This window comes from Curvibacter fontanus (genome assembly GCF_054780335.1).
In genome coordinates this window covers 66,060-90,087 of the sequence record NZ_BAAGWN010000003.1, presented here as the reverse complement: position 1 = coordinate 90,087, position 24,028 = coordinate 66,060, and the positions used below count along the sequence as shown (strand labels likewise).

Annotated in this window: 25 protein-coding genes; 11 read left to right on the top strand and 14 right to left on the bottom strand. The window is 68.2% G+C overall.

Translation table 11 applies throughout. The features are described from left to right. Positions 1-6 precede the first annotated feature (6 nt). From flgL to ACYVH8_RS00970, 7 genes are all read left to right on the top strand, one after another. Entirely contained in the window at positions 7-1,221 is a 1,215-nt protein-coding gene (gene flgL, locus ACYVH8_RS01000; RefSeq protein WP_460487014.1) for a flagellar hook-associated protein FlgL, read from the top strand. 43 nt (positions 1,222-1,264) lie between these two features. Next, the gene (locus ACYVH8_RS00995; protein WP_460487013.1) at positions 1,265-2,407 is read left to right on the top strand and encodes a YuxH family protein; all 1,143 of its coding nucleotides are present in this window, start codon (positions 1,265-1,267) and stop codon (positions 2,405-2,407) included. A gap of 34 nt (positions 2,408-2,441) precedes the next feature. Beyond that, positions 2,442-3,398 carry a DMT family transporter gene (locus ACYVH8_RS00990; protein WP_460487012.1) on the top strand — a complete coding sequence of 319 codons (957 nt, stop codon included), beginning with the start codon at positions 2,442-2,444 and terminating at the stop codon, positions 3,396-3,398. Beyond that, positions 3,395-4,591 (top strand): aminotransferase-like domain-containing protein, encoded by a 1,197-nt coding sequence (locus tag ACYVH8_RS00985; protein ID WP_460487011.1) that lies wholly within the window; start codon positions 3,395-3,397, stop codon positions 4,589-4,591. Before ACYVH8_RS00990 ends, ACYVH8_RS00985 begins: the two co-directional genes overlap by 4 nt. Next, positions 4,588-5,514 carry a PhzF family phenazine biosynthesis protein gene (locus ACYVH8_RS00980; protein WP_460487010.1) on the top strand — a complete coding sequence of 309 codons (927 nt, stop codon included), beginning with the start codon at positions 4,588-4,590 and terminating at the stop codon, positions 5,512-5,514. The genes ACYVH8_RS00985 and ACYVH8_RS00980 overlap by 4 nt, the downstream gene beginning before the upstream one ends. Next, positions 5,511-6,179, top strand: a complete 669-nt coding sequence (locus ACYVH8_RS00975; RefSeq protein ID WP_460487009.1) for a VOC family protein — start codon at positions 5,511-5,513, stop codon at positions 6,177-6,179. The genes ACYVH8_RS00980 and ACYVH8_RS00975 overlap by 4 nt, the downstream gene beginning before the upstream one ends. A 61-nt stretch (positions 6,180-6,240) precedes the next feature. Continuing rightward, positions 6,241-6,909, top strand: a complete 669-nt coding sequence (locus ACYVH8_RS00970; protein ID WP_460487008.1) for a histidine phosphatase family protein — start codon at positions 6,241-6,243, stop codon at positions 6,907-6,909. 60 nt (positions 6,910-6,969) lie between these two features. Here the strand turns inward: ACYVH8_RS00970 and ACYVH8_RS00965 are convergent, their stop codons facing one another. Further along, on the bottom strand, positions 6,970-7,431 hold the full coding sequence (locus ACYVH8_RS00965) for a DUF2917 domain-containing protein (protein ID WP_460487007.1): 462 nt from the start codon (positions 7,429-7,431) through the stop codon (positions 6,970-6,972). Positions 7,432-7,554: 123 nt separating this feature from the next. Between ACYVH8_RS00965 and ACYVH8_RS00960 the strand changes: the two genes are divergently transcribed. After that, the gene (locus ACYVH8_RS00960; protein ID WP_460487006.1) at positions 7,555-8,514 is read left to right on the top strand and encodes a LysR substrate-binding domain-containing protein; all 960 of its coding nucleotides are present in this window, start codon (positions 7,555-7,557) and stop codon (positions 8,512-8,514) included. 11 nt (positions 8,515-8,525) lie between these two features. Here ACYVH8_RS00960 and ACYVH8_RS00955 read toward each other — a convergent pair whose 3' ends face one another. After that, a complete protein-coding gene (locus ACYVH8_RS00955; protein ID WP_460487005.1) occupies positions 8,526-8,966 on the bottom strand; it encodes a PilZ domain-containing protein in 441 nt (146 codons plus the stop codon). A 349-nt stretch (positions 8,967-9,315) separates the two neighbouring features. Here ACYVH8_RS00955 and ACYVH8_RS00950 point away from each other — a divergent pair, with 349 nt between their 5' ends. Beyond that, positions 9,316-9,534, top strand: coding sequence for a SlyX family protein (locus ACYVH8_RS00950; protein WP_460487004.1), 219 nt, complete (start codon positions 9,316-9,318; stop codon positions 9,532-9,534). A 15-nt stretch (positions 9,535-9,549) separates the two neighbouring features. Here the strand turns inward: ACYVH8_RS00950 and ACYVH8_RS00945 are convergent, their stop codons facing one another. The 11 genes from ACYVH8_RS00945 to ACYVH8_RS00895 all read right to left on the bottom strand — a co-directional run bounded on the left by ACYVH8_RS00945 (position 9,550) and on the right by ACYVH8_RS00895 (position 20,951). After that, positions 9,550-10,017, bottom strand: coding sequence for a nuclear transport factor 2 family protein (locus ACYVH8_RS00945; RefSeq protein ID WP_460487003.1), 468 nt, complete (start codon positions 10,015-10,017; stop codon positions 9,550-9,552). A gap of 2 nt (positions 10,018-10,019) precedes the next feature. After that, positions 10,020-10,463 carry a cyanase gene (cynS, locus tag ACYVH8_RS00940; protein WP_460487002.1) on the bottom strand — a complete coding sequence of 148 codons (444 nt, stop codon included), beginning with the start codon at positions 10,461-10,463 and terminating at the stop codon, positions 10,020-10,022. Positions 10,464-10,499: 36 nt separating this feature from the next. Then, positions 10,500-11,294 carry an ABC transporter ATP-binding protein gene (locus ACYVH8_RS00935; RefSeq protein ID WP_460487001.1) on the bottom strand — a complete coding sequence of 265 codons (795 nt, stop codon included), beginning with the start codon at positions 11,292-11,294 and terminating at the stop codon, positions 10,500-10,502. 6 nt (positions 11,295-11,300) lie between these two features. Continuing rightward, positions 11,301-12,191, bottom strand: a complete 891-nt coding sequence (gene ntrB / locus ACYVH8_RS00930) for a nitrate ABC transporter permease (RefSeq protein ID WP_460487000.1) — start codon at positions 12,189-12,191, stop codon at positions 11,301-11,303. A 1-nt stretch (position 12,192) separates the two neighbouring features. Further along, entirely contained in the window at positions 12,193-13,596 is a 1,404-nt protein-coding gene (locus ACYVH8_RS00925; RefSeq protein ID WP_460486999.1) for a CmpA/NrtA family ABC transporter substrate-binding protein, read from the bottom strand. 130 nt (positions 13,597-13,726) lie between these two features. Then, the gene (locus ACYVH8_RS00920; RefSeq protein WP_460486998.1) at positions 13,727-14,383 is read right to left on the bottom strand and encodes a response regulator; all 657 of its coding nucleotides are present in this window, start codon (positions 14,381-14,383) and stop codon (positions 13,727-13,729) included. Next, the gene (locus ACYVH8_RS00915; RefSeq protein WP_460486997.1) at positions 14,380-15,597 is read right to left on the bottom strand and encodes a sensor histidine kinase; all 1,218 of its coding nucleotides are present in this window, start codon (positions 15,595-15,597) and stop codon (positions 14,380-14,382) included. Before ACYVH8_RS00915 ends, ACYVH8_RS00920 begins: the two co-directional genes overlap by 4 nt. A 205-nt stretch (positions 15,598-15,802) precedes the next feature. Continuing rightward, positions 15,803-16,177, bottom strand: coding sequence for a PilZ domain-containing protein (locus tag ACYVH8_RS00910; protein WP_460486996.1), 375 nt, complete (start codon positions 16,175-16,177; stop codon positions 15,803-15,805). Positions 16,178-16,243: 66 nt separating this feature from the next. Continuing rightward, positions 16,244-18,838, bottom strand: coding sequence for a sensor domain-containing phosphodiesterase (locus ACYVH8_RS00905; RefSeq protein ID WP_460486995.1), 2,595 nt, complete (start codon positions 18,836-18,838; stop codon positions 16,244-16,246). Then, the gene (locus ACYVH8_RS00900) at positions 18,835-19,668 is read right to left on the bottom strand and encodes a creatininase family protein (protein WP_460486994.1); all 834 of its coding nucleotides are present in this window, start codon (positions 19,666-19,668) and stop codon (positions 18,835-18,837) included. Before ACYVH8_RS00900 ends, ACYVH8_RS00905 begins: the two co-directional genes overlap by 4 nt. 68 nt (positions 19,669-19,736) lie before the next feature. Beyond that, positions 19,737-20,951: a class I SAM-dependent methyltransferase gene (locus ACYVH8_RS00895; RefSeq protein WP_460487134.1), complete on the bottom strand. Its 1,215-nt coding sequence runs from the start codon at positions 20,949-20,951 to the stop codon at positions 19,737-19,739. Positions 20,952-21,215: 264 nt separating this feature from the next. Between ACYVH8_RS00895 and ACYVH8_RS00890 the strand changes: the two genes are divergently transcribed. After that, entirely contained in the window at positions 21,216-23,363 is a 2,148-nt protein-coding gene (locus ACYVH8_RS00890; protein ID WP_460486993.1) for a protein-disulfide reductase DsbD family protein, read from the top strand. Here the strand turns inward: ACYVH8_RS00890 and ACYVH8_RS00885 are convergent. Continuing rightward, positions 23,360-23,638: a hypothetical protein gene (locus ACYVH8_RS00885; RefSeq protein ID WP_460486992.1), complete on the bottom strand. Its 279-nt coding sequence runs from the start codon at positions 23,636-23,638 to the stop codon at positions 23,360-23,362. The genes ACYVH8_RS00890 and ACYVH8_RS00885 overlap by 4 nt on opposite strands. Here ACYVH8_RS00885 and ACYVH8_RS00880 point away from each other — a divergent pair. Continuing rightward, positions 23,637-24,005 (top strand): hypothetical protein, encoded by a 369-nt coding sequence (locus tag ACYVH8_RS00880; protein ID WP_460486991.1) that lies wholly within the window; start codon positions 23,637-23,639, stop codon positions 24,003-24,005. The genes ACYVH8_RS00885 and ACYVH8_RS00880 overlap by 2 nt on opposite strands. Positions 24,006-24,028 lie beyond the last annotated feature (23 nt).

Here is a 24,028-nt window from a genome sequence, read left to right as displayed (position 1 = left end):
CGCGCCATGAGACTCGCCACCGCCAACACCTACGACAACACCCTGGCCAACATGACCAACCGCCAGGCCGGCCTGGCCGACCTGCAGGAAAAGCTGTCGGCCGGCAAGAAGGTCGTGCGCCCCAGCGACGATCCGACCGGCGCAGCCCAGGCCGAACGCGCGATGACGCGCTCCTCGCGCGTCGATGTGGAGGTGCGCGCCCTCAACCTGCAGCGCAACTCGGTCGCCGTGGCCGAGGGCACGCTGGGCAACAGCATGGATGCCCTGCAGGCCCTGCGCCAGCTCGTGGTCAGCGCCGGCGACGCGTCCTATACATCCACCGACCGCACCAGCATCGCCCAGGAGATGGCCGGACTGCGCGACCAGCTCTTCGCCTATGCCAACAAGGTGGACAGCAACGGCATCCCCCTGTTCGGCGGGCTCGGCAGCGCGCCGCAGCCCTTCGTCGACGTGCCTGCCGGCGTGGTCTACAACGGCATTCCGGGCGCACGCTCCAGTACCGCCGTTTCCATTCCCGGCACCATGGACGGCCAGGCCGTATGGATGAACGTGCCCACCGGCAATGGCGTCTTCAAGATGAATCTGGGCGCCACCAACACCGGCCAGCTCTGGACCGATGTGGGTCGGGTCCTCACGCCCAGCGCCATCACCGGCAACAACTACACGCTCACCTTCAACGTCAGCGCCACCATCCCGCCCGTCACCACCTATGACGTTTCCATGACCACGGTCACGCCGCCCATCACGACGACCCCGGTGCTGACAGCCCAGCCCTATACCGACGGCCAGGACATCAGCTTTGACGGACTGTCCTTTGTCGCGCGCGGCGTGCCCGCGAACGGCGACACCGTCAACATCACCCCCAGTACGCGCAGCGACCTGTTTGCGGTGCTCGACCAGGCCATTTCCGGCATCAAGGGTTCTGGCAATGGCCACCTGCTGGCGCAAAATCTGTCACTGGCCTTGGCGCAGATAGACAGCGGCATGGAACGCGTGCAGTCGGCGCGAAGCCAGGCCGGCGAACTGCTCAAGCGCGCCGACACCATCGAGGGCACGCAGGGCGAAAAGACCATCCAGCTCGCCGCCGACCGTTCGCGCGCCGAGGACATGGACATGATCAAGGGCATCTCCGAGTTCCAGACCCAGCAGACCGGCTACAGTGCCGCGCTGCAGACTTACGCCCAGATCCAGCGCCTCTCGCTGTTCAACTACATCAGCTGAGCCCGGGGCCTGTTTGCACTGATTTCCTGAGCGCCCCGCCCGCATGAGCGCTTCCGTCCTGGACCATCTGACCCTGGGCCACCGCCTGCTCTGGAACCGCCGCCGCGACATCGCGGGCGTCCAGCTGCTGGTCGAATCCCTGCCCGCAGCCCAAGGCCTCGATGCACGCCATCTGCTGGCCGTGCTGAACGAGCTCTGGCCCGCGCGCGCGCCACAACTCCTGCTGTCCGTGCGCCATCCCGCGCTGCTGCTGGACCTGCTGCAACACGGCCGCCCCGACGGGCCCTGGCTGCTGCTGCCGCCCGAGGCGCTGAGCGACGCCGTGCTGCGCCCGCGCGCGCAGCAGGCCCAGGCACGCGGCCTGCCCCTGCTCTGGCCGGATGCTCCCGGCCTGGCGGCGCCCAACGCTGGACGGCCCGGCCGCTACCGCCTGGACGACGCCGAGGCCCTGCCACCGGGGCAGCTCCTGCTCACCCCCGCCAGCCGTGCGCAGGCCTGTACCGCGCTGGACCAGCGCGGTGCCTGGGCCGTGGCCGGCTGGCCCACCGACGAAATGCTGAACGAACTGCCGGCGCCGGCCCGCTTACCCGACCGCACCGCCATCAGCCGCGTGGTGCGCGCCATCGAGCAGGACGCCTCGCTGGACCGCATCGAAGCCCTGCTTTGCGCCGAGCCCGTGCTGAGCTACCGCTTCCTCTTGCATGTCAACACCACCGCACCGCAACAGCGCGGCCAGATCGACACCCTGTACCAGGGCCTGCAGGTCTGGGGCCTGCGCCATGTGCAGGCCTGGCTGCTGGACCAGCTGGCCCAGGCCGGCAGCGAGGTGGATCTGCAGCCCGTGCGCCTGGGCATGGTCCTGCGCGCGCGCCTGATCGAACAGCTGCTCGACCCCGGTGACGAGGAAGACCTGCGGCGCGAGGTCTACCTCTGCGGCCTGTACTCGCAACTGCACCGGCTGCTGGGCGAGCCCCTGGCGCAGCTGCTGCCACGCCTGCCCCTGTCGCAACGCATCCTGCAGGCCCTGCTGGAAGACAGCGGCCCCTACCACCCGGCCCTGCAGCTGGCGCGCGCGCTCGAAGCGACCGACACGCGCGCCACCCGTCTGCTGGGCGAAAGCTACGGGTATGCGCCGCAGGACGTGAACCGCGCACTGCTGCGTGCATTGGCCGCCCTGACGGGCTGAAAACTCACCAACGCTGCACGTTAAAGTCGGTGGGATGCGCACCCCGTCCTTCTTGCACTCCCCCGATCCGATCCAGCGCCGTGGCCTGTGGCTCGGCCTGCTGGGCGTTTTCATCTTCGCCTTGACCCTGCCCATGACCCGCCTGGCCACGGGCACACCCGAGGCGCCGCAGCTCTCGGGCCTGTACATCGCCGCAGGTCGCGCTGTGGTGGCCGCTGTGCTTTCGGTTCTCTTCCTGCTCGTTGCGCGCGCCCCGCTGCCGCGCCGCAGCGACTGGGGCGCGCTCGCGCTGGTCGCAGGGGGCGTGGTCTTCGGCTTCCCCATCTGCACCTCCATCGCCATGCGCCACGTCGAGGCGGTGCACGCCAGCGTGATCGTGGGCGTGCTGCCCCTGGCCACGGCGGCCGTGGGCGCCGCGCTGCAGCGCCAGCGGCCCTCGGCCGGCTTCTGGCTCTGCGCGCTGGCGGGCACGGCCCTGGTTGTGGCCTATGCCCTGCTGCGTTCGGGCAGCGCGGGGCTCGCGCTGCACCCGGCCGATGGGCTTCTGCTGCTGGGCATGCTCTGCGCCGCCGTGGGCTACGGTTATGGCGCACGCCTGGCGCAGCACCTGCCGGCGGAACAGGTGATCTGCTGGGCCCTGCTGCTGTCCCTGCCCCTGACATTGCCACTCACGTTGTGGAGCTGGCCCCAGTCACCGGTTTCAGCCGCGGCCTGGGGTGGTTTTGCCTACGTCGCGGTGTTCTCCATGTGGCTGGGTTTTTTCGCCTGGTACCGTGGCCTGGCCCTGGGCGGCACAGTGCGCGTGAGCCAGCTGCAACTGCTGCAACCCTTTCTCTCCATGCTCCTGGCCGTGCCCCTGCTGGGCGAATCACTCGATGCCCTCACGCTGGGCTTCGGTCTGGCCGTGATCGCCGTGGTCTTTGCCGGGCGCAAAATGCCTGTGCGCAGGGCCCGCACCCGTCCGACTGAAACCCAAGAAAGCACCCCATGAAGCCGAGCACCCCCTCCCCCTCGCCCTGGGTGCTGTCCGAGCGCGCCGCGCTGATGAACCCCTCGGTGCTGCGCGAGTTGCTCAAGCTCACCGAGCAGCCCGGCATCATCAGCTTCGCCGGCGGCCTGCCCTCGCCCAAGACCTTCCCCGTCGCGGAATTCGAACAGGCCTGCGCGCGCGTGCTGCGCGACGACGCCCATGCCGCCCTGCAGTACGCGGCCAGCGAAGGCTACGGCCCGCTGCGCGAGCGGGTGGCCGCCGGATTGCCCTGGCAGGTGGACCCCGCGCAGGTGCTCATCACCACCGGTTCACAGCAGGGCCTGGACCTGGCCGCCAAGTTGCTGATCGACACACGCAGCCGCATCCTGGTGGAAACACCCACCTACCTCGGCGCCCTGCAGGCCTTCGCGCCCATGGAGCCCCAGGTGCACAGCGTGGCCAGCGACGAAGAGGGCGTGGACATCGCCGCGCTGCGTGCGGCCCAGGCGGCCGGCACACCCGCGCGTTTCATGTACGTGCTGCCCAACTTCCAGAACCCGAGCGGCCGCACGATGAGCGAGGCCCGGCGCGCGGCGCTCAGCGCCACCGCGGCCGAGCTGGCCCTGCCCCTGCTCGAAGACAACCCCTATGGCGAACTCTGGTTCGACCAGCCGCCGCCGGCCCCTCTGACGGCACGCAACCCGGCCGGCTGCATCTACCTCGGGTCCTTTTCCAAGGTGCTGGCGCCCAGCCTGCGCCTGGGTTACCTGGTCGCCCCGAAAGAGGTGTTCCCCAAGCTGCTGCAGGCCAAACAGGCGGCCGATCTGCACAGCCCGGGCTTCAACCAGCGCGTGGTGGCCGAGGTCATGAAGGACGGTTTCCTCGACCGCCATGTGCCGCGCATCCGCGCGCTCTACAAATCGCAGCGGGACGTCATGCTGGCCGCACTGGCCCGTCACATGCCCCAGGAGGTGAGCTGGAACCGGCCCGTGGGCGGCATGTTCCTCTGGGCCCGCCTGCCCGCGGGACTGGACGCCGCGGCGCTCCTGCCCAAGGCCGTGGCACGCGGCGTGGCCTATGTGCCGGGCGCGGCCTTTTATGCCGGCGCGCCCGATGCCCGCACCCTGCGCCTGTCCTTCGTCACGGCCAGCGCGGAGGAAATCGAGCGCGGCGTCTGCGCCCTGTCCGCCGTGATCCGGGAGCACATGGTATGAGCCAGCACCAGCGCCCCTACCAGCAGGTCGACGTCTTCACCGCCACGCCCTACCGGGGCAACCCCCTGGCCGTGGTGCTCGACGGCAGCGGCCTGAGCGAGGACGAGATGCAGCGCTTCGCGCGCTGGACCAACCTCTCCGAGACCACCTTTGTGCTGCCGCCCACCCAGGCTGGCGCCGACTACCGCGTGCGCATCTACACCCCAGGCGGCGAACTGCCCTTCGCCGGCCACCCCACCCTGGGCAGTTGCCACGCCTGGCTGGAAGCCGGCGGTGCGCCGAAGGACAAAGACCTCATCGTGCAGGAATGCGCGGTGGGCCTGGTCAGCATCCGTCGCGCGGGCCAGCACCTGGCCTTCGCGGCGCCGCCGCTCACGCGCAGCACGCCGGCGCCCGAACTGCTGGCCCAGGTGGCGCAGGCCCTGGGCATCCAAGCGCAGCAGATCCTTGCGGCGCAAGTGCTGGTCAACGGCCCGTCCTGGCTGGGCCTCTTGCTGGACAGCGTGGACACCGTGCTGGCCCTGGAACCCGAGCACCAGCGCCTGCGCGAGCTGGGCCAGAAGGTGGGCGTGGCCGCGCTCACGCTGGACAGCGGCGCGGTGCAGCTGATCGCACGCAGCAGCCGCGAAACACGCGCCTTCGCCGAACACACGGCCGATGCACCGCAACTGGCCGAACCCGACCTGGAAGTGCGCGCCTTCGCCGCGCCCGTGGGCATCACCGAAGACCCGGTCACCGGCAGCCTCAACGCCAGCCTGGCCCAGTGGCTCATGGCCGAAGGCCGGCTGCCCGCGCGGTATGTGGCCGCGCAGGGCGCCTGCCTGGGCCGCGCCGGGCGTGTCCTGCTGGAGCGTGATGCGCAGGGACAGGTCTGGGTCGGCGGCCAGGTGCAGACCTGCATCACGGGAAATGTCTCGCTGTGAGCGCGCAGCTCGACCATCTGGTGGTGATCGCCGCCACACTGGACGAAGGCGTGGCCTGGTGCGAGGCTACGCTGGGTGTGACACCCGGGCCGGGCGGCCAGCACGCGCTGATGGGCACGCACAACCGGCTCTTCAGCATCGCCAGCCCCGCCTTTCCGCTGGCCTACTTCGAGATCATCGCCATCGACCCCGCGGCGCCGCCCCCGGCACGCCGGCGCTGGTTCGACATGGACGACCCGGCCCTGCAGGAGCGTGTGCGCCGCCAGGGCCCGCACCTCGCGCACTGGGTGGCACGCGTGCCCGACGCCCACGCCGCCGTGGCCGCGCTGCAGACGCAGGGCCTGGATCGCGGCGAGGTCATCGCCGCATCGCGCCCGACCCCCTCAGGCCTGCTGCAATGGCAGATCACGGTGCGCGCCGATGGCCAGCGCCTGTACGACGGCGCCCTGCCCACACTGATCCAGTGGGGTGCGGTGCATCCAGCTGCAGGCATGCCGGCCAGCGGTGTCACGCTGGCGTCTTTCGAACGGCAGCACCCTCGGGCCGACACGCTGGCGACGGCCTGTCGCGCCCTCGACCTGCCGGGCCTGTCCGTGCAGACCGGCCCGGCGCAGCTGCGGGCAGGGCTGCAGACGCCGAAGGGCCTGGTCGAGATTTGCTCCTGAATTAATAGCACTCGTCGCGCCGGTGACATGCTCCGGACGCCGGACTTGCGACAATCTCTCCATGGGAACCCTTTACCTCGTGCGCCACGGCCAGGCCTCCTTCGGCGCGGCCGACTACGACCAGCTCAGCGAACTCGGCAGCCAGCAGAGCGAATGCCTGGGCCGTTACTGGCGCGAACGCGGCATCCGCTTCGACGCCGTGCTCACCGGTACGCTGCGCCGCCACGCGCAGACCTGGGCCGGCATCGCCGCCGGTGCGGGCTACGACAACACCGTGCAAGCCCTCGAGGGCCTGAACGAATACGACAGCGAGGCGGTGATCGCCGCCATCCACCCGCAGCCGCTGCAAAAGCCCGACACGCCGGAGCTGTACCGTCACCACTTCCGACTGCTGCGCGACGGCCTGCGCCAGTGGATGAACGGCGTGGTCAGCCCCAAGGGCATGCCGAGCTACACCGACTTCCTGGCCGGCGTGACCGGGGCGCTCGACCATGTGCGCCAGAACCACGAGGGCCCTGTGCTCATCGTCTCCAGCGGCGGGCCGATTTCCACCGCCGTGGGCCATGTGCTGGGCACCACGCCCGAGACCACGATCGAGCTGAACCTGCGCATCCGCAACAGCGCGGTGACGGAGTTCACCTACACGCCGAAGCGCCACACCCTGCTGAGCTACAACACCCTGCCGCACCTGGACCGGCCTGAACTCGCGGACTGGATCACCTACGCCTGAGGCCCTGAACTGGCGTCATGCAGCGCCTCACCCCCATCCTGGGTGGTGCCACGCGCTGGCTCACCGGCGCGTGAGCCCGCGGTAACCCGCGAGCAGCAGGCATTCGGGATAGGCCGCCAGCGCGTGCAGGAAGCGCAGCAGCGCATTGCCCGCCAGCCGCGTCGCCGCGTAAAGATCCCCCAGGGTGTGCAGCAGCGGCTCAGGCTGTGGCCGCGATGCGGTCTGGGCAGCAGGCAGCCATTCGAAACTCAGCGCGCCCTCGTCCAGCGACTCGAGCACCAGATGCCGCCCGGGCTGCACCGCCAGTTGCTCACCGGCCCGCAGGAAATAGTCCCCCGCGTCCGGACCGTGCCCGCGTGGCCGCTCGTCCAGCGTGACCCAGGCCCGACCCTCGCGTATGCGCAACACGCCCGCCTTGCGCGGACGCAGGCTGAGCACCTGTCCGGCCGCCAGATTCCAGCACCGCGCGACACCGATCGCGTCGAATGATTGTTGCAATTCGTGATCGCCGAGGGAGGCCATGACAAACTCCTTTTGAGAGTGTTCGGCATTGCATCATCAGCAGAATCCGCTGGTCCGTCCAATGAAATCCGGTTAGGCTATTGATTCGCAAAACGCATCAATCAAGCCCCCTACGGTATCGCCATGTCGCCCACCGATTTTTCGCCCCGCACCCGACCCATCGGGGTGGGTCAGCTGCGCGCCTTCGAGGCCGTTGCGCGGCACCTGAACTTCCGCGCCGCCTCGGAAGAACTGGCGCTGACCCAGAGCGCGGTGACACGGCAGATCCAGGCCCTGGAAGACGAGGTGGGTGTGAGCCTCTTCCTGCGCCACACGCGCGCGGTGGAGCTCACGGCCGCCGGGGCGCAGCTGCTGCAGGCCGTGCTGCCTTCGCTGGAGCGCATGGACAACGCGGTGCGCCAGATCCGGCGCAGCGCCGGACGCAAGAGCGTGGCCATCAGCACCTGGGCCTCCTTCGCCTCCATGTGGCTGATCCCGCGGCTGGAAGCCTTCCAGAGCGAGAACCCCGACATCGACATCCGCATCGACGCTTCCGACGCGCTGGTCGACCTGGACACCGCCGACGTGGACCTGGTGTTGCGCTACACCCAGGCCTCCAACGTGCCCGCGCACGCCGTGCACCTCTTCGACGAGCAGCTCACCCCCGTGGTCAGTCCCTGGTTGCTCAAGAGCGGGCGCAGCCTGCAGCGCGCCGAGGACCTGGCGCACTTCACGCTGATCGAGGCCAACGAGGCGCAGCACAGCCAGCCCATGGCCTGGCTGACCTGGCGCCATTGGCTGGACGTCTACCGCCTGCGCAAGCTCGAGCCCAAGCGCTGGCTCTACTTCGGTTACGCCTACCAGATCGCGCAGGCCGCGCTGGCCGGCCAGGGCGTGGCGCTCACGCGCATGCCCCTGGTGGCCGACAGCCTGCGTTCAGGCGACCTGATCGAGGTGCTGCCCGGCATGCGCCTGGACTCGCCCATGGCCTACTGGCTCATCGCGGCGCCGCACAGCCACGCCCGGCCCGAGGTGCAGGCTTTCTGCGAATGGCTTGCAGGACAGGCAGCGCAGACGCGCCAGGCGATCAGCAAGGACCGCTGAGCGCCTCAGCCTTAGGCCGCAGCACCCACGAGCGCCGAGAGCTCACGCACCAGCAGGGTCGGATCCGGGGAGTTGCGTTCGATCAGCTGGCGCAGGTGCGTCACGCTGTCGAGGTCGATGTGCAGGCACTGCAGGCCCAGCTGGCTGCCCTGCACACGCGTCACCGCCACGTCCATGGCGATGTAGGTGAGGGGCGAGAGCTGCAGGCGCAGGCGACCGCGCATCCCTACGGGGCAGGGCAGGGCCGCGCCCATGTCGACCAGCGCGCCCCTGAGGGAGACATCCAGCACCTGGACCTCGCGCATATAACCCGCGAGATTGAGCCGGGCGGGCGCCTGGTACACCGAGCGCAGGAAACGCCGGTAGGCCAGCGAGCGTGCCAGCTCCGGCGTGGCCTCCACCCCCTCGACGGTTTCGGGGCGTGCGGCGAATTTCTTCCAGGTCTTGAACATGGTGTGTCGCCCTTTCTCTGCTGTGCTGGTCTTGTCGCGCTGTCGCTTTGCTGTGCGTATTGTCCGGGCCGCGCGCATCAAAACAGCACATGAGGCGAGCGAAAAACGCAGAATAATCAGACTGTTACGTGCGCATCACGGCGGTCCATGCGCTTAGGGCCGAGACTTGAGAAATCGCTTGAAGTGTGGCGTCTTCCGAGCGCAACACTCGAAAAAGGGCTCTTGCGCAATGCCCTGTGATGACCTATGAACGAAGTTTTCACTTCAGGAATTTCATCGGACCGGCTCGCAACTCGCAGCGCCACATGCGCCCTCGGCGACACCCATGCTTTTGAGGTCCAATACGGGCATGAACCCGATGCACGATGCCGAGGCACGCCTGACCGAACTGGAAATCAAGGCCAGCTACGCCGAAGACCTGCTGGAACAGCTGAACCGGACGATCTACCGCCAGCAGCAACAGATCGACCTGCTGCTGCGCGAAATCGGCGACCTGCGCCAGCAGCTACCCGAAGGCAGCGCACCGGTGCTGCGCAACCTGCGCGACGATCTGCCGCCGCACTACTGAAGGGCAACCTCAAGCCTACAGCCCGAGATCGCTGAGGCTGGGATGGTCGTCGGGCCGCCGGCCCAGGGGCCAGTGGAACTTGCGCTCCCCGGCCTGGATGGGCAGGTCGTTGATGCTGGCAAAACGCCGCTGCATGTAACCGAGCGCGTTGAACTCCCAGTTCTCGTTGCCGTAAGAGCGGTACCATTGACCGGAATCATCGCGCCACTCATAGGCGAAACGCACCGCGATGCGGTGGCCGCTGCAGGCCCAGAGCTCCTTGATCAGGCGGTAGTCCAGCTCACGCGCCCACTTGCGCTGCAGGAACTGGCGCACCTGCTCGCGACCCACCGGGAATTCGGCGCGGTTGCGCCAGCGCGTGTCCTCGGTGTAGACCAGCGCCACGCGGTCGGGGTCGCGCGAGTTCCAGGCATCCTCGGCCAGGCGCACCTTCTGCGCTGCGCTCTCAAGCGTATAGGGCGGCAGCGGAAGTTTGGCGTCCATGCTCAGTAGGTCTTGTAGGGCAGGAACTTGCCCGACAGCACCACGTTGACGCGGTCGCCCTTGGGGTCGGCCTGGCGCGTGATGTCCATGCTGAAGTCGATGGCGCTCATGATGCCGTCGCCGAACTCCTCGTGGATCAGCTCCTTGATGGTGGTGCCGTAGACGCTGACCATCTCGTACCAGCGGTAGATCAGCGGATCGGTGGGCACCGCGGTCTCCAGCGAGCCCTTGTAGGGCACGACCTGCAGCCACTTCTGTTCTTCCTCGTTGAGGCCGAAGATCTTGCCGAGCACCTTGGCCTGCTTGGCGTCGAAGGTCATCTGGCCCAGGCAGCCGGCGGTGACCCATTCCTTGCTCAGGCCGACCTTCTTGGCCACGTCTTCCCATTTGAGGCCCTTGGCGACCTTGGCGGTGATGATCTTCTCGGTGACGTCGTTGCGGTTCATGCGAACTCCTTCAGGTTGTGGTTGGGTTGAAAAATTTCAGTGGGCCGTGGCCCGTGTGACCAGGAAGTCCACGATGTGGTTGCGCAGCTCGTAATAGCCGTCCAGGTGGTGCAGGCCGGCGCGGGTACGCTCGCGCGGCAGCGGGTTGACCACCACCTCGGCAATGCCGCCGGGCGTGTAGACGCCCGCGTGCTCGCTGCCGTTGCTCATGAGCAGGATGCGGTCGGCCAGCAGGATGGCCTCGTCCACGTCGTGCGTGATCATGAAGACGGTCTGCTGCGTCTGGCGCACGATGGCCAGCAGCTCGTCCTGGATGGTGCCGCGCGTGAGCGCGTCCAGCGCGCCGAAGGGCTCGTCCAGCAGCAGCATCTTGGGCGCGATGGAAAAGGCGCGGGCGATCCCCACCCGCTGTTTCATGCCGCCCGACAGCTCGCTGGGTTTCTTGTCGATCGCCGGGCTCAGGCCCACCATGGCGACATATTTCTCGACCTGGACCTTGACCTGGGTCGTGGACCAGTCGGGCCAGCAGGAACGCACGGCGAAAGCGATGTTCTGGCGCACCGTGAGCCAGGGCATCAGGGCATGACCCTGGAACACCACGCCCCGCTCCAGACTGGGCCCCACCACCTCGCGCCCGTCCATGAAGACCAGGCCCGAGCTGGCCGTGTCCAGGCCGGCCAGCACGTTGAGGATGGTGGTTTTGCCGCAACCCGAATGGCCGATGATGCAGACGAACTCGCCCTTGTCCAGGGTGAAGGACACGTCGGCGAAGACGGGCCGCGCGCCGCCATAGGCCTTGCTGAGTTTTTCGATTTTCAGGAATCCGTTCACACGCGTTCACTCCACATAGGTCACGGCCTTCTGCAGGCGACCGAACAGCAGGTCCAGCAGCATGCCCACCACCCCGATCACCAGGATGGCGAAGATCACATTGGTGAGCGAGAGGTTGTTCCACTCGTTCCAGACGAAGTAGCCGATGCCGGTGCCGCCCACCAGCATCTCGGCGGCCACGATCACCAGCCAGGCGATGCTCATGCTGATGCGCATGCCGGTGACGATGGTCGGCGCCGCCGCCGGCAGGATCACGAGGAAGGCCTTGCGCTGCGGGCTGACCTCCAGCGTGGCCGCCACATTGAGCCATTCGCGCTTGACCGAGGCCACGCCGAAGGCGGTGTTGATCAGCATGGGCCAGAGCGAGCAGATGAAGATGACGAAGATGCCGCTGACCGACGAGTCCTTGATGGTGTAGAGCGCCAGCGGCATCCAGGCCAGGGGGCTGATGGGCTTAAGCACCTGGATGAAAGGATCGAAGGCGCGGCGCAAGAGCGGCGACATGCCGATCACAAAACCCAGGGGTATGGCCACCAGACAGGCCAGGCCGAAGCCCAGCGCCACGCGGCCCAGTGAATGCGCGAGCTGGATGGCAATGCCCTTGTCATTGGGGCCGTTGTCATAGAAAGGGTTGCTGAGCTGCTTCCAGGCCACCTGTGCGGTCTGCCAAGGCGTGGGAAAGCCGGCCTGCTTGCCCCCACCTGCCGTGAGCGCGTCCGGGTCCTTGCCCATCATCTTGAGGTACTCGATCTGTTCGGGGGTCAGGCTGACCGTGGCCGCCGGCGCAGGTGCGCCCGCGCTGGGCCGGGTGGCCAAGCCCCAGGCCAGCAGCAGGCAGGCCAGCAGCAGCAAGGAGACCAGCGCGGCGCGCAGGCCCAGCGTGTTCCACACCCGCATCTCAGACCGCCTTGCGGATGGGGAAGCTGGCGGCGTACTCGGCCGCCTTGGCCGGGTCGAACTCGCGGCCCATGACCTTGAACCTGGGGTAGGCGCCGTCGGGCGCCTTTTGGTCCAGTTCTTTCATGTGCTTCCTGGCGTCGGTCAGCAGGAAGACCTTCTCGGCGATCTGCTTGTAGTTGACCTCGCCCTTGATGTACCCCCAGCGCTGCATCTGCGTGAGCATCCACACCGCCATGCTCTGCCAGGGCATGGGGTCGAAGTCGGCGCGGTCGGGCACGTTGCGGATCGTGCCCAGGCCGTCGGCGAACTTGCCGGTCAGCACCTGCTGCAGCACCACCTCGGGCTGATTCAGGTACGGGGTGGGCGCAACGACCTTGGCGATGAGTTCGCGGTTCTCGGGCTTGCGCGCCATGGCCGCCGCCGTGAGCACCGCGCGGTACAGGGCCGCGAAGGTGTTGGGGTTCTTCTGGATGAACTCGGCGCTGGTGCCGAAGGCGCAGCAGGGATGGCCGCTCCAGAGCTCCTTGGTGAGCAGGTGGATGAAACCCACCTCTTCGTACACCGCGCGCTGGTTGAAGGGATCGGGCCCCAAGAAGCCGTCGATATTGCCGGCACGCAGATTGGCCACCATCTCGGGCGGGGGCACCACACGGATCTGGAGGTCGGTGTCGGGGTTCAGGCCGTGCTCGGCCACGTAATAGCGCAACAGGAAGTTGTGCATCGAGTAATCGAAAGGCACGGCGAACTTGAAGCCCTTCCAGTCTTTCGGATCGCGCTTGTCCTTGTGCTTGAGCGCCAGCGTGATGGCCTGGCCGTTGGTGTTCTGGATGGTGGCCACATTCATGGGGGTGGCGTTGGAGCCCAGGCCCAGGCTAATGGCCAGGGGCATGGGGCTGAGGAAATGCGTGGCGTCGTATTCCTTGTTGAGCATCTTGTCGCGGATCAGCGCCCAGCCCGCCGTCTTGACGACCTCCACGTTCAGGCCCTGCTGGCGGTAGAAGCCCAGCGGGTGCGCCATGATCAGCGGCGTGGCGCAGGTGATCGGGATGAAGCCGATCTTCAGGTCCTTCTTCTCCAGCGCGCCCTTCTCCTGGGCCATGGCCTGCAGGCTGGCCACGGGCAGCACGCTGGCAATGGCCGACATGGCCGCGCCCTTGCCCACGGCGCGCAGGAAGCGCCGACGCAGCGCGTCCTGCGGGAACAGGGCCTTGACCAGGGTGGCCTCGATGAATTCCTGGCTGTAGGCCTCGAAATCGCTGCTCTCGCTGCGCTGCCGCAACTCGGCCGCGGCCTGCGTGGCCACGAGTTCCTGCTGGTGCTCGGCCACCGTGTGGTCGCGCCCGCAGCTGCACTTGAGCATGAGCGGACGGTCGGCGTTGTAGGGATCGAAGTAGGGGGCCATGACATCACCTCATGAGTGGAGATGCCACGGTCTCGCAAGGGTCGGGCCAGTTCGCAGCCCCTGGTCGCCAGCGGATGCAATTCATGCGATCTCGCATGACGACACGTAGGGGCGGCCCTACATCAATCGTTCAGATCGGGCCCGCACGGGATGACTTGCCGTGTCGCTCGGCCAGCAGCGCAAGCTCGACGTCGTTCTTCACGCCGGTCTTTTCCAGGATGCGGGCGCGGTAGGTGCTCACGGTGTTGGAGGCCAGCTTGAGCTGCGCACCAATTTCGCCCACGCTGTGCCCGGCCGTGAGCAGGCGGAAGACCTGGTGCTCACGGTGCGACAACGATTCCACGCCGCCCGCGCCCGTCGCCGCCACGGCCGCCGCCAGGGCTTGCGCCGTGTCCGAGGTCAGGTAACGGCCGCCGCCGGCGACCTGGCGCACGGCTTCGAGCATAGGGTCCGGGTCCGCACTCTTGTGGAGGTAACCCCCCGCGCCCAGCTTGATGCAACGCGCTGCGTACTGGCTCTCGGGATAGGTGCTGAGCATCAGCACCGGCAGCTCGGGCCAGCGCACGCGCAGATGCTGCAGCACCTCCAGCCCGTCGATACCGGGCAGGGCGATATCGAGCAGCACCAGATCCAGCCCCTGCCGGCCGCCGAGCACGCCCACCTGGTCCAGAACCTCGGGGCCGGTCTGCGCCTCGGCCACAACGCACACATCCGGTGCATCCGCCAGAACCTGCTTGATGCCTTCGCGCACGATGCGATGGTCATCACCGATGAGGACTTTGATCATGGCTGGATGGGCAGTTGCAGGCAAAAACGCGCGCCCTGGCCCAGCTCGCTGGCGATGAAAATATCGCCGCCGAAATGCCGCGCGCGCTCCCGCATGCCCATGACCCCATAGGCCGTGGGCGCTTCGAGGGCCTGCGGTGCGGCGCCGCAACCGTTGTCCTGCACCACCACGTGGAGCTGCCCGCCGCTTGTCCCGATCCGCACGGTCAGCTCGCTGGCGCGCGCATGCCGCCCCACATTGCTGAGCATCTCCTGGAAGATGCGGAACACCGCGATCGCCGCAGGCTCGGGCAGCTCGATCCCTTCGGTGTCGTCCATGGCCCAGGCCAGGCGCAGCTCGGCCGAGCGCGCAAACTCGTGCGCCTGCCATTCCAGCGCGGCCCACAGGCCCTGGTGGTCCAGGATGCTGGGGCGCAGGTCCGTGATGATGCGGCCCACGTTGTCCACCGCCTCCTCGATCAGACGGCTCATATTGCGGCATTTGCTCTGCAGCCGGCCGCGCATCGACCGCGCATCGTCCTCGCTGCGCTGCTGCTGCTCGCCCAGGCGCTTGTCCATCCAGTTGACGTCCATCTTCAGTGCCACCAGCAGGCTGCCCAGCTCGTCATGGACCTCGCGGGCGATGCGCGTGCGCTCGTCCTCGCGGACCTTTTCCGAATACGCGGCCAGCTCGCGCAACTGCCCCAGCGCCACCGACAGCTCCTGCGTGCGCCGGGCCACGCGCGACTCCAGCGCGTCGTTGGCCCCCGCCAGCTCCGCATTGGCCCGCTGCAGGGCTTGCGCCGCATGGCGGCGCTCGGTGATGTCCACGAAGGTCACCACCGCACCGCGCACCTGCTCGCCGTCGAGCAGGGGGTAGCTGGAGTACTCCACGGGAAAAGGCTGCCGGTCGCGGCGCCAGAACACCTCGGTATCGATGCGGCAGGGCAGGCCCTGGCGGAAGGCATTGAAGATCGGGCAGTCGTGGGCTGCGTAAGGCTGGCCGTCCGCGTGCGAATGATGGGTGAGCTCGTGCATATTGCGACCCAGAACCTCGGACGCCGACCACCCCAGCATGCGCGCCCCCGCGCGGTTGATGAAGGTGCAGTGGCCCGCCAGGTCGATGCCGAAGATGCCTTCACCGGTGGATTCCAGCAGCAGCTCAAGCTGCCGCTGCCACAGGGTGCCGGCGCGGTCCGTCTCGGCTGTCAGGCTGTGGGGGCTTGTGGTGCACATGCCGGTGGAGCAAGCAATCCGTATGCCACCCCGGGCCGGCGGCCTCAGAGGCTGAGAGTGAATTGACCGTGGTCGAGCAGGCCACGCAAACGCCCCCAATCAAGGCGCAAAGCACAGCCGTAGCTCGGGCTACGGCGAGCATTTGCAACGCCGAGTGGGGGTGTTTGGGGGGGTGCGCAGCCATGGGCAACTTGCTCTCAGCCTCTCAGCCTGCTCGCTGCGCCACCAGGGTGGCGAGGTCCCGCTCCAGCAGGGCCGGATCGTCGGCGTTGTGCTCGACCAGCTGGCGCAGGTGCGTCATGCTGTCCAGGTCCAGGCGCTCGCAATGCAGGCCGACATGGCGGCCTTCGATGTAGGCCACGGTGGTGTCCATCAGGATGGCCGCATCCGGCGCCAGCTCCAGGTGCAGACGGCAGACCTCGCCCACCCGCCCGCCCCAGCTGGCCGAGACCTCGACCAGCGCGCCCTTGAGCGAGACGTCGTGCAGAAAAGCCTGACTCTCCTGCTCACCCAGTCGCAAGCGCACCGGGGCATGGAACACGGAACGCAGGAAAAGACGGCGGTCGGTGGAGGTGTTCAAGGGCGGCTCCTGTTCCAGGAACGGATGCAGAGAGTATCCGCAGCCCCGGCAGGGCTGTCAAACCGGCTACGCCGGGCTGGTGTCGTTCAGCCCCATCTGCGCCAGCCAGTCTTCCAGCGGCTGCGGCTGGGCAAACAGATACCCCTGCAGCCGGTCGCACTGGTTGGCCAGCAGGAAGTCGGCCTGGGCACGGTTCTCCACGCCCTCGGCCACCACCTCCAGTCCCAGGTGATGCGCCATCGAGAGGATGGAGCGCACGATGGCGGTGTCGTTGACGTCGTGCGGCGTGTCCTGCACGAAGCTGCGATCGATCTTGAGTTCGAACAGGGGCAGGCGCTGCAGATAGCGCAGGCTGGAATACCCGGTGCCGAAATCGTCGATGGAAAAGCGTATGCCCATCTGCACCAGTTCGCTGATGCGTCGCAGGCAGTGCTCCCAGTCCTGGATGAACAGGCTCTCGGTCACCTCGAAGATCAGCTGGTGCGCCGGCGCGCCGGTGCTCTGCAGGATGGCACGCACACGCGGCACGAAATCGTCGCTGCGGAACTGGCGCGCACTGACGTTGACCGAAAGGGCCTGCGTCAGCCCGCCACGCTGCATGCGCGCCAGCGTCTGGCAGGCCTGTTCGATCACCCACTCGCCCAGCGGCAGGATCAGGCCGGTTTCCTCGGCCAGCGGGATGAAACGCATCGGTGGCACCAGGCCGCGCAGCGGATGCAGCCAGCGCACCAGCAGCTCGCCGGCCACGGCCTGGCCATGGGCATCCACCTGGGACTGCACATGCAGGCGCAGCTGGCCGGTGGCCAGCGCCTCATTGAGCTCCTGCTCCAGGGCCAGCCGCTCCTCGACCTCGTGCTGCATGGTCAGCTCGAAGAAGGCGACGCGGTTACGCCCCGTGGACTTGGCGCGGTACATGGCAGTGTCGGCCTCGCGCAGCAGGTCGTCGATCTGCTGGCCGGCCTTGGGAAACAGGCTGATGCCGATGCTGCCCGTGCTGGTGTAGCTGAAGCTGTCGATCTGGTGCGGACGGTCCAGGGTGGCGCGCACCCTCTCGGCCACGGTCATGGCCGCGCGTGCGCTGGCTTCCACGTCCTGCCCCAGATCGTTGATCAGCAGCACGAACTCGTCACCGCCGATGCGCGCCACCGTGTCCTCGACGCGCAGCAGGGCCTGCAGGCGCTGCGCCACCTCGGTCAGCAGATGGTCGCCTACCGAATGGCCGCGGGCGTCGTTGATCTGCTTGAAGTTGTCGAGATCGACGAACATCACAGCCCCGTACTGGCGGTTGCGCCGGGCCTGCGCCAGCGACTGGTCGATGCGATCGCGCAGCAGGCTGCGGTTGGGCAGGCCGGTGAGGGCGTCGAAGTAGGCCAGCCGGAAGGTGTGGGCCTCGGCCTCCTTGCGATCGGTGATGTCGGCATTGAAGCCGTGCCACAGGGTGCTGCCGTCGGGCAGGCGCTCGGGTTGGGCATTGCACACGCGCCAGCGCAGGCCCTGCTCGGGCAGGATCACCCGGTACTCGAAGCGCCAGGGCTGCAAGGTCTGCGCCGAGGTCTGGATCGACCCCAGCACATCCTGCAGGTCATCGGGATGGATGCGCTCCAGCAGCATGCTGGCATCCTCGCGCACCTGCTCGGGCGTGACCTCGTAGATGGTGCGCATGCCATGGCTGGCAAAGGGATAGCTCAGACGGCCGTCAGGGCTCATCTGGAACTGGTAGAGCACCCCGGGCACGTTCTGGCTCAGGTTGTCGAGCAGGTTCACCTGGGCCTGCAGCTGCTGGTTCAGACGCCGCCGCTCGGTGTTGTCGCGAAAGACGATGCTGCTGAGCCAGTGGCCGGCCCGGTCCTGGTACAGCGCCGAGGTGAGTTCCACCTCGAAGAGGGTGCCGTCGCCGCGCCGCATGCGCAGCTCGCCGCGCGCCTGGCCGTCGCGCTGGCGCGCCGCGATCAGCCCCGGCAGCCGGGGGTCGGACAGATCGAGCAGTTCGCTGCGCCCACGCTGGCAAATCTCCGCCTCGCTCAGACCGAGCATGGCGCAGGCTGCCGGATTGGCCGCCAGGATGGCGCCGCCGGGCTCGGCCTGGAACACGCCGTCCAGGGTGTGTTCGAACAGCTTCTGATAGCGGCCCAGGGCGAGTTGCAGCGCGGCCTGCTGGCGGTGCAGCTCGAGCTGCGCCATCACCTGGCGGGCCAGCAGGGCCAGGGTCTGCTGCTGTGCCGCGCTGAACTCGCGCGGCGCACGGTCGATCACGCACAAGGTGCCCAGGGCCTCGCCCTCGGGCGTGAGCAGCGGCGCCCCGGCGTAGAAACGGATGCCCGGTTCGCCGGTGACCAGGGGGTTGTCGCGAAAGCGGGGATCGCGCTGCGCATCGTGCACCACCATGACCTCGCCGGGCTGCTCGATGGCCACGCTGCAGAAGGCCTGCTCGCGCGGCGTCTCCTGCTGCGCCAGGCCCACGCTGGACTTGAACCACTGGCGATCGGCATCGATCAGGCTGACCAGGGAGATCGGCATGCCCAGCCACTGCGAGGCCAGCTGCGTCAGCTCGTCGAAGCCCGGCGTGCGCGGGGTGTCCAGCACGGCATAGCTGTCCAGGGCCAGCAGCCGGCGCTGTTCTGCCGCCAGTCTCTCATCCTGCGTGGGCGGTGTCGGGGTCACGCCAGCGGTCCTTGCACCAGCGTCTGCGCAGGCAGGCGGTCGATCTCGGCCAGCAAGGCGGCCAGCGCGCGGCCAGCGGCATCCAGCACGGCGCGCCCCTGTTCGGCCGTGGCGGCGGCCGCGTTGCCCACCGCACCGGCCAGGTTGTAGTCCTGCATCTGCCAGCCCAGCTTGGCGCTCTTGCCGTTGCCCAGGATGGGAAATTGTGGGGCGCGCTGCTGCGAGGCGGAAGCAAAGTTCTGCGCCTGCGCCATGACCACACGGTCGGGCCTGAGCGCCAGCATCATGGCGGTCTCGATCTGGCCGGCGTGGATGCCGAAGCGATGCTCCTCGGCGCTGAACAGGCCCTCGACCTGCGCGCCCAAGGGCAGGTCGAACGAGTTCACGCTGTAGACCAGCAAACCCAGCCGCGCGCGCAGATCGCGCGCCACGATGTCCATCACGCCGACCTGGCCACCGTGCGCGTTGAGCAGCACCAGCTTCCTGACGCCGGCGCGCGCCACCGACTCGCCGATCTCGGTCCACAGGCTGATGACGGTGCGCGCGGACAGGGTGAGCGTACCGGGGAAGGCCTGGTGCTCGGGGCTCAGGCCCACGGCCTGGGTCGGCAGGAAGAGCACGGGCAGGTCCGCGGCGATGTGCGGCAGGGCCGCGGCCACCACGCCGTTGGCCAGATCCGTGTCCACGCTCAGCGGCAGGTGCGGGCCGTGCTGTTCGATCGCGGCCACCGGCAGCACGGCAATGGCGCGCGCGGTGTCCAGCTGCGCGAAGTCGCGCGTGGAAAGGTCGGCCCAGAAACGCGGAGAGCTGGCGGGGGAAGGGGTGCCCATCCTTCTATCTTAGAGCCTCCGGCATCACCGACCGCGCCCGGGGGTCATCGCGGCCGAACCCGGCCGCTTCAGCGCGGGTACATCCAGCGGCGCGCCCAAGGCAGGCCGTGGGCGCGCCGACCGGACTTGGTGCACAGCACCTGGTAGAGCGATATTTCATCGTGATCGAAAGCCCATTGGCAGCCAGCCAGGTACACCCGCCAGATGCGCCAGCGGCGCTCGCCCACCATGTCGCGCAGCTTCTCGCCGGCAGCCTCGAAGGCCTGGCTCCACAGGCCGGTGGTGCGGGCATAGTGGCGGCGCAGGCTCTCCACGTCCAGCGCCTCCAGGCCGCCGGCCTGCAGGGTCTTGAGCACGGTGGCGATGTGCGGCAACTCGCCTTGCGGGAAAACGTAGCGGTCGATGAAACGGCCGCCGCCGTAGGCGGTCTCGCCGTCGTTGACGTCGGTGGAGGTGATGCCGTGGTTGAGCACCCAGCCGCCGTCGGCCAGCAGGCCGTTGATGCAGGCGAAGTAGCCCTCCAGGTGCTTGAGGCCCACGTGCTCGAACATGCCCACGCTGGTGATGCGATCGTAGGGGCCCTGCACGTCGCGGTAGTCCTGCAGCCGGATCTCCACCCGGTCCTGCAGGCCGGCGGCGCGCACGCGCTCGGTGGCCAGCTCGAACTGGCGCTGCGACAGCGTGATGCCGGTGCAGCGCGCGCCGAACTTCGCTGCAGCCCGCATGACCAGCGCGCCCCAGCCGCAGCCGATGTCCAGCAGACGCTGGCCCGGCTGCAGCTGCACCTTGGTCAGGATGTGGTCGATCTTCTTGACCTGCGCCTCCTCCAGCGTTTCGTCGCCGTTCTCGAAATAGGCGCAGGAATAGACCATGGCCGGGTCCAGCCAGGCCTGGTAAAACGCGTTGGAGACGTCGTAGTGGTACTGGATGGCCGCGCTGTCGCTCTTCTGGGTGTGCTGGAAATGGCGCGCGATGCGCGTGAGGCGGCTCTCGGTCCGGCTGCCGGCTTCGGCCAGACGGTGCGCCATCTCCAGGATGTCGTCCACGCTGCCGTCCACATCGATCAGCCCCTCGACATAGGCCTCGCCCAGGCTGTCCAGCGTGGGCGAAAGCAGCAGGGGCACGGCGCTGGCCTTGCGCACCCGGATCACCACCTTGGGCGTGCTGAAGTCCCCCAGGCGCAGGCCCGAGCCGGGCGCCGGGTTCTCGCCCCACTGCACGAGCAGGGGCAGCTGGGTCTTGGACTTGATCTGGGCCACCCAGGGGCTCAGCACCGCTTCCATGCCGGTCGCCATCATGAATCTCCCCTCCAAATAGCGTTTCATGCACAGGCCAGCCAGACGGCCTGTTGTCATCTCCGACGCACGCATCATTCGGACCAGAAAATGCAGCGGGAATTCGATAGTGTCTATGAGGACCATAGGGAATTCAAGGCTTTCAGCCTTGGCTTATATTCATGGCCGGCCCCATCCCCAGACGGTGCCCGCGGGGAACTTGCGCCAGCCCGGCGCACTCCCATCCTCCTGCCGCCCCTCCGGAAGTCCTTGATGCCCCTGCCCCCTGTACTGCGCAAGCTGTTTTTCATCGTCCTGACCCTGGTGTTCTGCGGCGGCGCCCAAGCCCAGGGGGTCTCCAGCGCCGGCGGCGCCGTGCTCACCACACCCCAGTCGCGCACCGAGCTGCTGGCCCACGCGCCCGAAGGCGTGTCGCCCGGCCAGCCGGTCTGGGTGGGCCTGCAGATCCAGCACCAGGAACACTGGCACAGCTACTGGAAAAACCCCGGCGACTCCGGCCTGCCCACCGAACTGGCGTGGACACTGCCGCCCGGTGTCCAGGCCGGTGACATCGCCTGGCCGGTTCCGAAGAAACTCCCGGTCGGCCCCCTGGTCAATTACGGCTACGAAGGCACGCTGCTGCTGGCCGTGCCCCTGACCATCACGCCCGACTTCAAGCCGCCCCTGCTGGGCCAGGACCTCACGGTCAAGCTGCGCGCGAGCTGGCTGATCTGCAAGACCGAGTGCATACCCGAGGAGGGCGAGTACACCCTGCGCATTCCGCTCAAGAGCTCCACCGCCTTGAACGGCGCCACCTTCGAGGCCGCGCGCCAGGCCCAGCCCCGGGCCCTGGACACGGACAGGAACAGCCGCGTCCAGATCGAGGGCCAGACCCTCAAGCTCAGCGTGGCCGGCCTGCCGGCCAGCCTGCGCGGCAAACAGCTCGACGCCTTCCCCGAGACCGCCGAAGTCATCCATCCCGCGGCGCCCTGGCAGCAAAGCTGGCAAGGCGCCGTGTGGACGGCCGAGTTGCCGCTCATGGCGCAACGCAGCGCCAGCCCCAAGCTCCTGCCCGTGCTGCTGACCCAGGGCGGCCAGGGCTGGCGTGTCGAGCTGCCGGTCCAGGGCAATTGGCCGGCCGGCGCCGCGCCCGCCACTGTTTCGCCGGCCCTGCAGGCGGCGCTCGCGGCCAATGCCGCGACGGTCGCTCCGGTCACGCCTCTGGGTTTCTACGCGGCCCTGCTGGGCGCCCTGCTCGGTGGCCTCATCCTCAACCTCATGCCCTGCGTGTTCCCGGTGCTGGCCATCAAGGTGCTGAGCTTCACGCGCCACGCCGACGACCACCGCGGCCACCGCCTCAGCGGCCTGGCCTACACCGCCGGCGTCATCGTCAGCTTTGTGGCCCTGGGCCTGCTGCTGCTGGGCCTGCGCGCCGCGGGCCAGAGCCTGGGCTGGGGCTTCCAGCTGCAGAACCCGGGGGTGGTGGCCGCGCTCGCCGCCCTCTTCACCGTCATCGCGCTCAACCTGGCCGGCGTGTTCGAGTTCGGGCAGTTCGCGCCCAGCTCGCTGGCGGCCTTCCAGGCGCGTCATCCGGTCGTTGACGCCTTCCTCACCGGCGTGCTCGCGGTGGCCATCGCCTCGCCCTGCAGCGCCCCCTTCATGGGCGCATCGCTGGGCCTGGCCGTCACGCTGCCGGCCGCGCAGGCCCTGCTGATCTTCGCCACCCTGGGTCTGGGCCTGGCCCTGCCCTATCTGCTCGCCAGCTTCGTCCCGGCCTTCGCGCGCCTCTTGCCCAAGCCGGGTGCGTGGATGGACGCGCTGCGCAAGTTCTTCGCTTTCCCCATGCTGCTCACGGTGGTCTGGCTGGTCTGGGTCATGGGCCACCAGAGCGGCATGAACGGCGCTGCGGCCCTGCTGGTCCTGCTGGTCGCGCTCAGCGCCGTGATCTGGGCGTTCACGCTCGCCGGCCGCCTGCGCACGGTGCTGGCCAGCCTGCTCATCGCCCTGGGCGCCTGGGGCGCCTGGGCGCTCGGCCCCTACCTGTTCCAGGAAGAAAGCGCGACCACCCTTCAGGCCGGCGACGAACGCTGGCTGCCCTGGAGCCCGGAACGCCAGCAGGCCCTGCTGGCCGATGGCAAGACCGTCTTCGTGGACTACACCGCCGCCTGGTGCGTGACCTGCCAGTACAACAAGCAGACCACACTGGCCGACGCCGAAGTGCTGGCCGGCTTCGATGCGAAAAAAGTCGTGATGCTGCGCGCCGACTGGACCCGGCGCGACCCGGCCATCACCGCCGCGCTGGCTCAGCTGGGCCGCAACGGCGTGCCGGTGTATGTCCTCTACCGCCAGGGACGCGCCCCCCTGCTGCTGTCCGAAGTCCTGTCCGTGAACGAATTGCGCCAGGCCCTGGCCACGCTTTAGGGCCTGTTCTTGAAGGAGATCACCATGCGGCAACGCCTGCTTGTTTCCACCTTCATCCTGCGTGCCGCTGTACCGGCGAACGCGAAGGCCCCCACGGTGTGCCAGAGCGCCCCGACTTCACGCTCCAGGGCGTCCATGGCCAGACCGTGAAACTCGGCGACTACCTGAGCCCGGCCCGGCCTATGGATGAACAAACGCATCCCCCGACCAAGGCCGGGCTGCGTGTGGGGCAAAATCGCTGTCTCAAGATAGACCACGCCCAGAACCAGACCCATGAGTGAGACCGCCAGCACCGGCATCGTCGACGGCCCCGAGCCGATCTACGTGCCCTTCGAGGAATTCCGCACCGGCCTGCCGGCCGGGCGCTTCCGCCTGATCGTCAACCCGGAGCGCGCGCGCAAGTACGTCAAGCACCGCCTGATGCTGACCGCGCTGATCCTGCCCATCATCGGCACCGGCATCGGCATGGCCTATTTCGGTTACCCCTGGCTGGGCCTGGGCCTGGTGCTCTTCGGCGTGGCAGCGCACCGCCTGGTAGCGCACCAGGCCGCCAAGATCCTGCTCTACATGGCCACGCACGACATCCGCATCTACCGCGAAGCCATCGACTTCGAAATCCTCGAAGTGCGCCTGGCGCAATGATGCGCCTGCGGCGCGAGATCATG

What these genes read in the sequence shown, in the direction of transcription:
- flgL (WP_460487014.1), top strand. Translation starts at nt 7, where the DNA reads ATGAGACTCGCCACCGCCAACACCTACGACAACACCCTGGCCAACATG.
- ACYVH8_RS00995 (WP_460487013.1), top strand. Translation starts at nt 1,265, where the DNA reads ATGAGCGCTTCCGTCCTGGACCATCTGACCCTGGGCCACCGCCTGCTC.
- ACYVH8_RS00990 (WP_460487012.1), top strand. Translation starts at nt 2,442, where the DNA reads ATGCGCACCCCGTCCTTCTTGCACTCCCCCGATCCGATCCAGCGCCGT.
- ACYVH8_RS00985 (WP_460487011.1), top strand. Translation starts at nt 3,395, where the DNA reads ATGAAGCCGAGCACCCCCTCCCCCTCGCCCTGGGTGCTGTCCGAGCGC.
- ACYVH8_RS00980 (WP_460487010.1), top strand. Translation starts at nt 4,588, where the DNA reads ATGAGCCAGCACCAGCGCCCCTACCAGCAGGTCGACGTCTTCACCGCC.
- ACYVH8_RS00970 (WP_460487008.1), top strand. Translation starts at nt 6,241, where the DNA reads ATGGGAACCCTTTACCTCGTGCGCCACGGCCAGGCCTCCTTCGGCGCG.
- ACYVH8_RS00965 (WP_460487007.1), bottom strand. Translation starts at nt 7,431, where the DNA reads ATGGCCTCCCTCGGCGATCACGAATTGCAACAATCATTCGACGCGATC.
- ACYVH8_RS00960 (WP_460487006.1), top strand. Translation starts at nt 7,555, where the DNA reads ATGTCGCCCACCGATTTTTCGCCCCGCACCCGACCCATCGGGGTGGGT.
- ACYVH8_RS00955 (WP_460487005.1), bottom strand. Translation starts at nt 8,966, where the DNA reads ATGTTCAAGACCTGGAAGAAATTCGCCGCACGCCCCGAAACCGTCGAG.
- ACYVH8_RS00950 (WP_460487004.1), top strand. Translation starts at nt 9,316, where the DNA reads ATGAACCCGATGCACGATGCCGAGGCACGCCTGACCGAACTGGAAATC.
- ACYVH8_RS00945 (WP_460487003.1), bottom strand. Translation starts at nt 10,017, where the DNA reads ATGGACGCCAAACTTCCGCTGCCGCCCTATACGCTTGAGAGCGCAGCG.
- cynS (WP_460487002.1), bottom strand. Translation starts at nt 10,463, where the DNA reads ATGAACCGCAACGACGTCACCGAGAAGATCATCACCGCCAAGGTCGCC.
- ntrB (WP_460487000.1), bottom strand. Translation starts at nt 12,191, where the DNA reads ATGCGGGTGTGGAACACGCTGGGCCTGCGCGCCGCGCTGGTCTCCTTG.
- ACYVH8_RS00925 (WP_460486999.1), bottom strand. Translation starts at nt 13,596, where the DNA reads ATGGCCCCCTACTTCGATCCCTACAACGCCGACCGTCCGCTCATGCTC.
- ACYVH8_RS00920 (WP_460486998.1), bottom strand. Translation starts at nt 14,383, where the DNA reads ATGATCAAAGTCCTCATCGGTGATGACCATCGCATCGTGCGCGAAGGC.
- ACYVH8_RS00915 (WP_460486997.1), bottom strand. Translation starts at nt 15,597, where the DNA reads ATGTGCACCACAAGCCCCCACAGCCTGACAGCCGAGACGGACCGCGCC.
- ACYVH8_RS00900 (WP_460486994.1), bottom strand. Translation starts at nt 19,668, where the DNA reads ATGGGCACCCCTTCCCCCGCCAGCTCTCCGCGTTTCTGGGCCGACCTT.
- ACYVH8_RS00895 (WP_460487134.1), bottom strand. Translation starts at nt 20,951, where the DNA reads ATGGAAGCGGTGCTGAGCCCCTGGGTGGCCCAGATCAAGTCCAAGACC.
- ACYVH8_RS00890 (WP_460486993.1), top strand. Translation starts at nt 21,216, where the DNA reads ATGCCCCTGCCCCCTGTACTGCGCAAGCTGTTTTTCATCGTCCTGACC.
- ACYVH8_RS00880 (WP_460486991.1), top strand. Translation starts at nt 23,637, where the DNA reads ATGAGTGAGACCGCCAGCACCGGCATCGTCGACGGCCCCGAGCCGATC.
- ACYVH8_RS00885 (WP_460486992.1), bottom strand. Translation starts at nt 23,638, where the DNA reads ATGGGTCTGGTTCTGGGCGTGGTCTATCTTGAGACAGCGATTTTGCCC.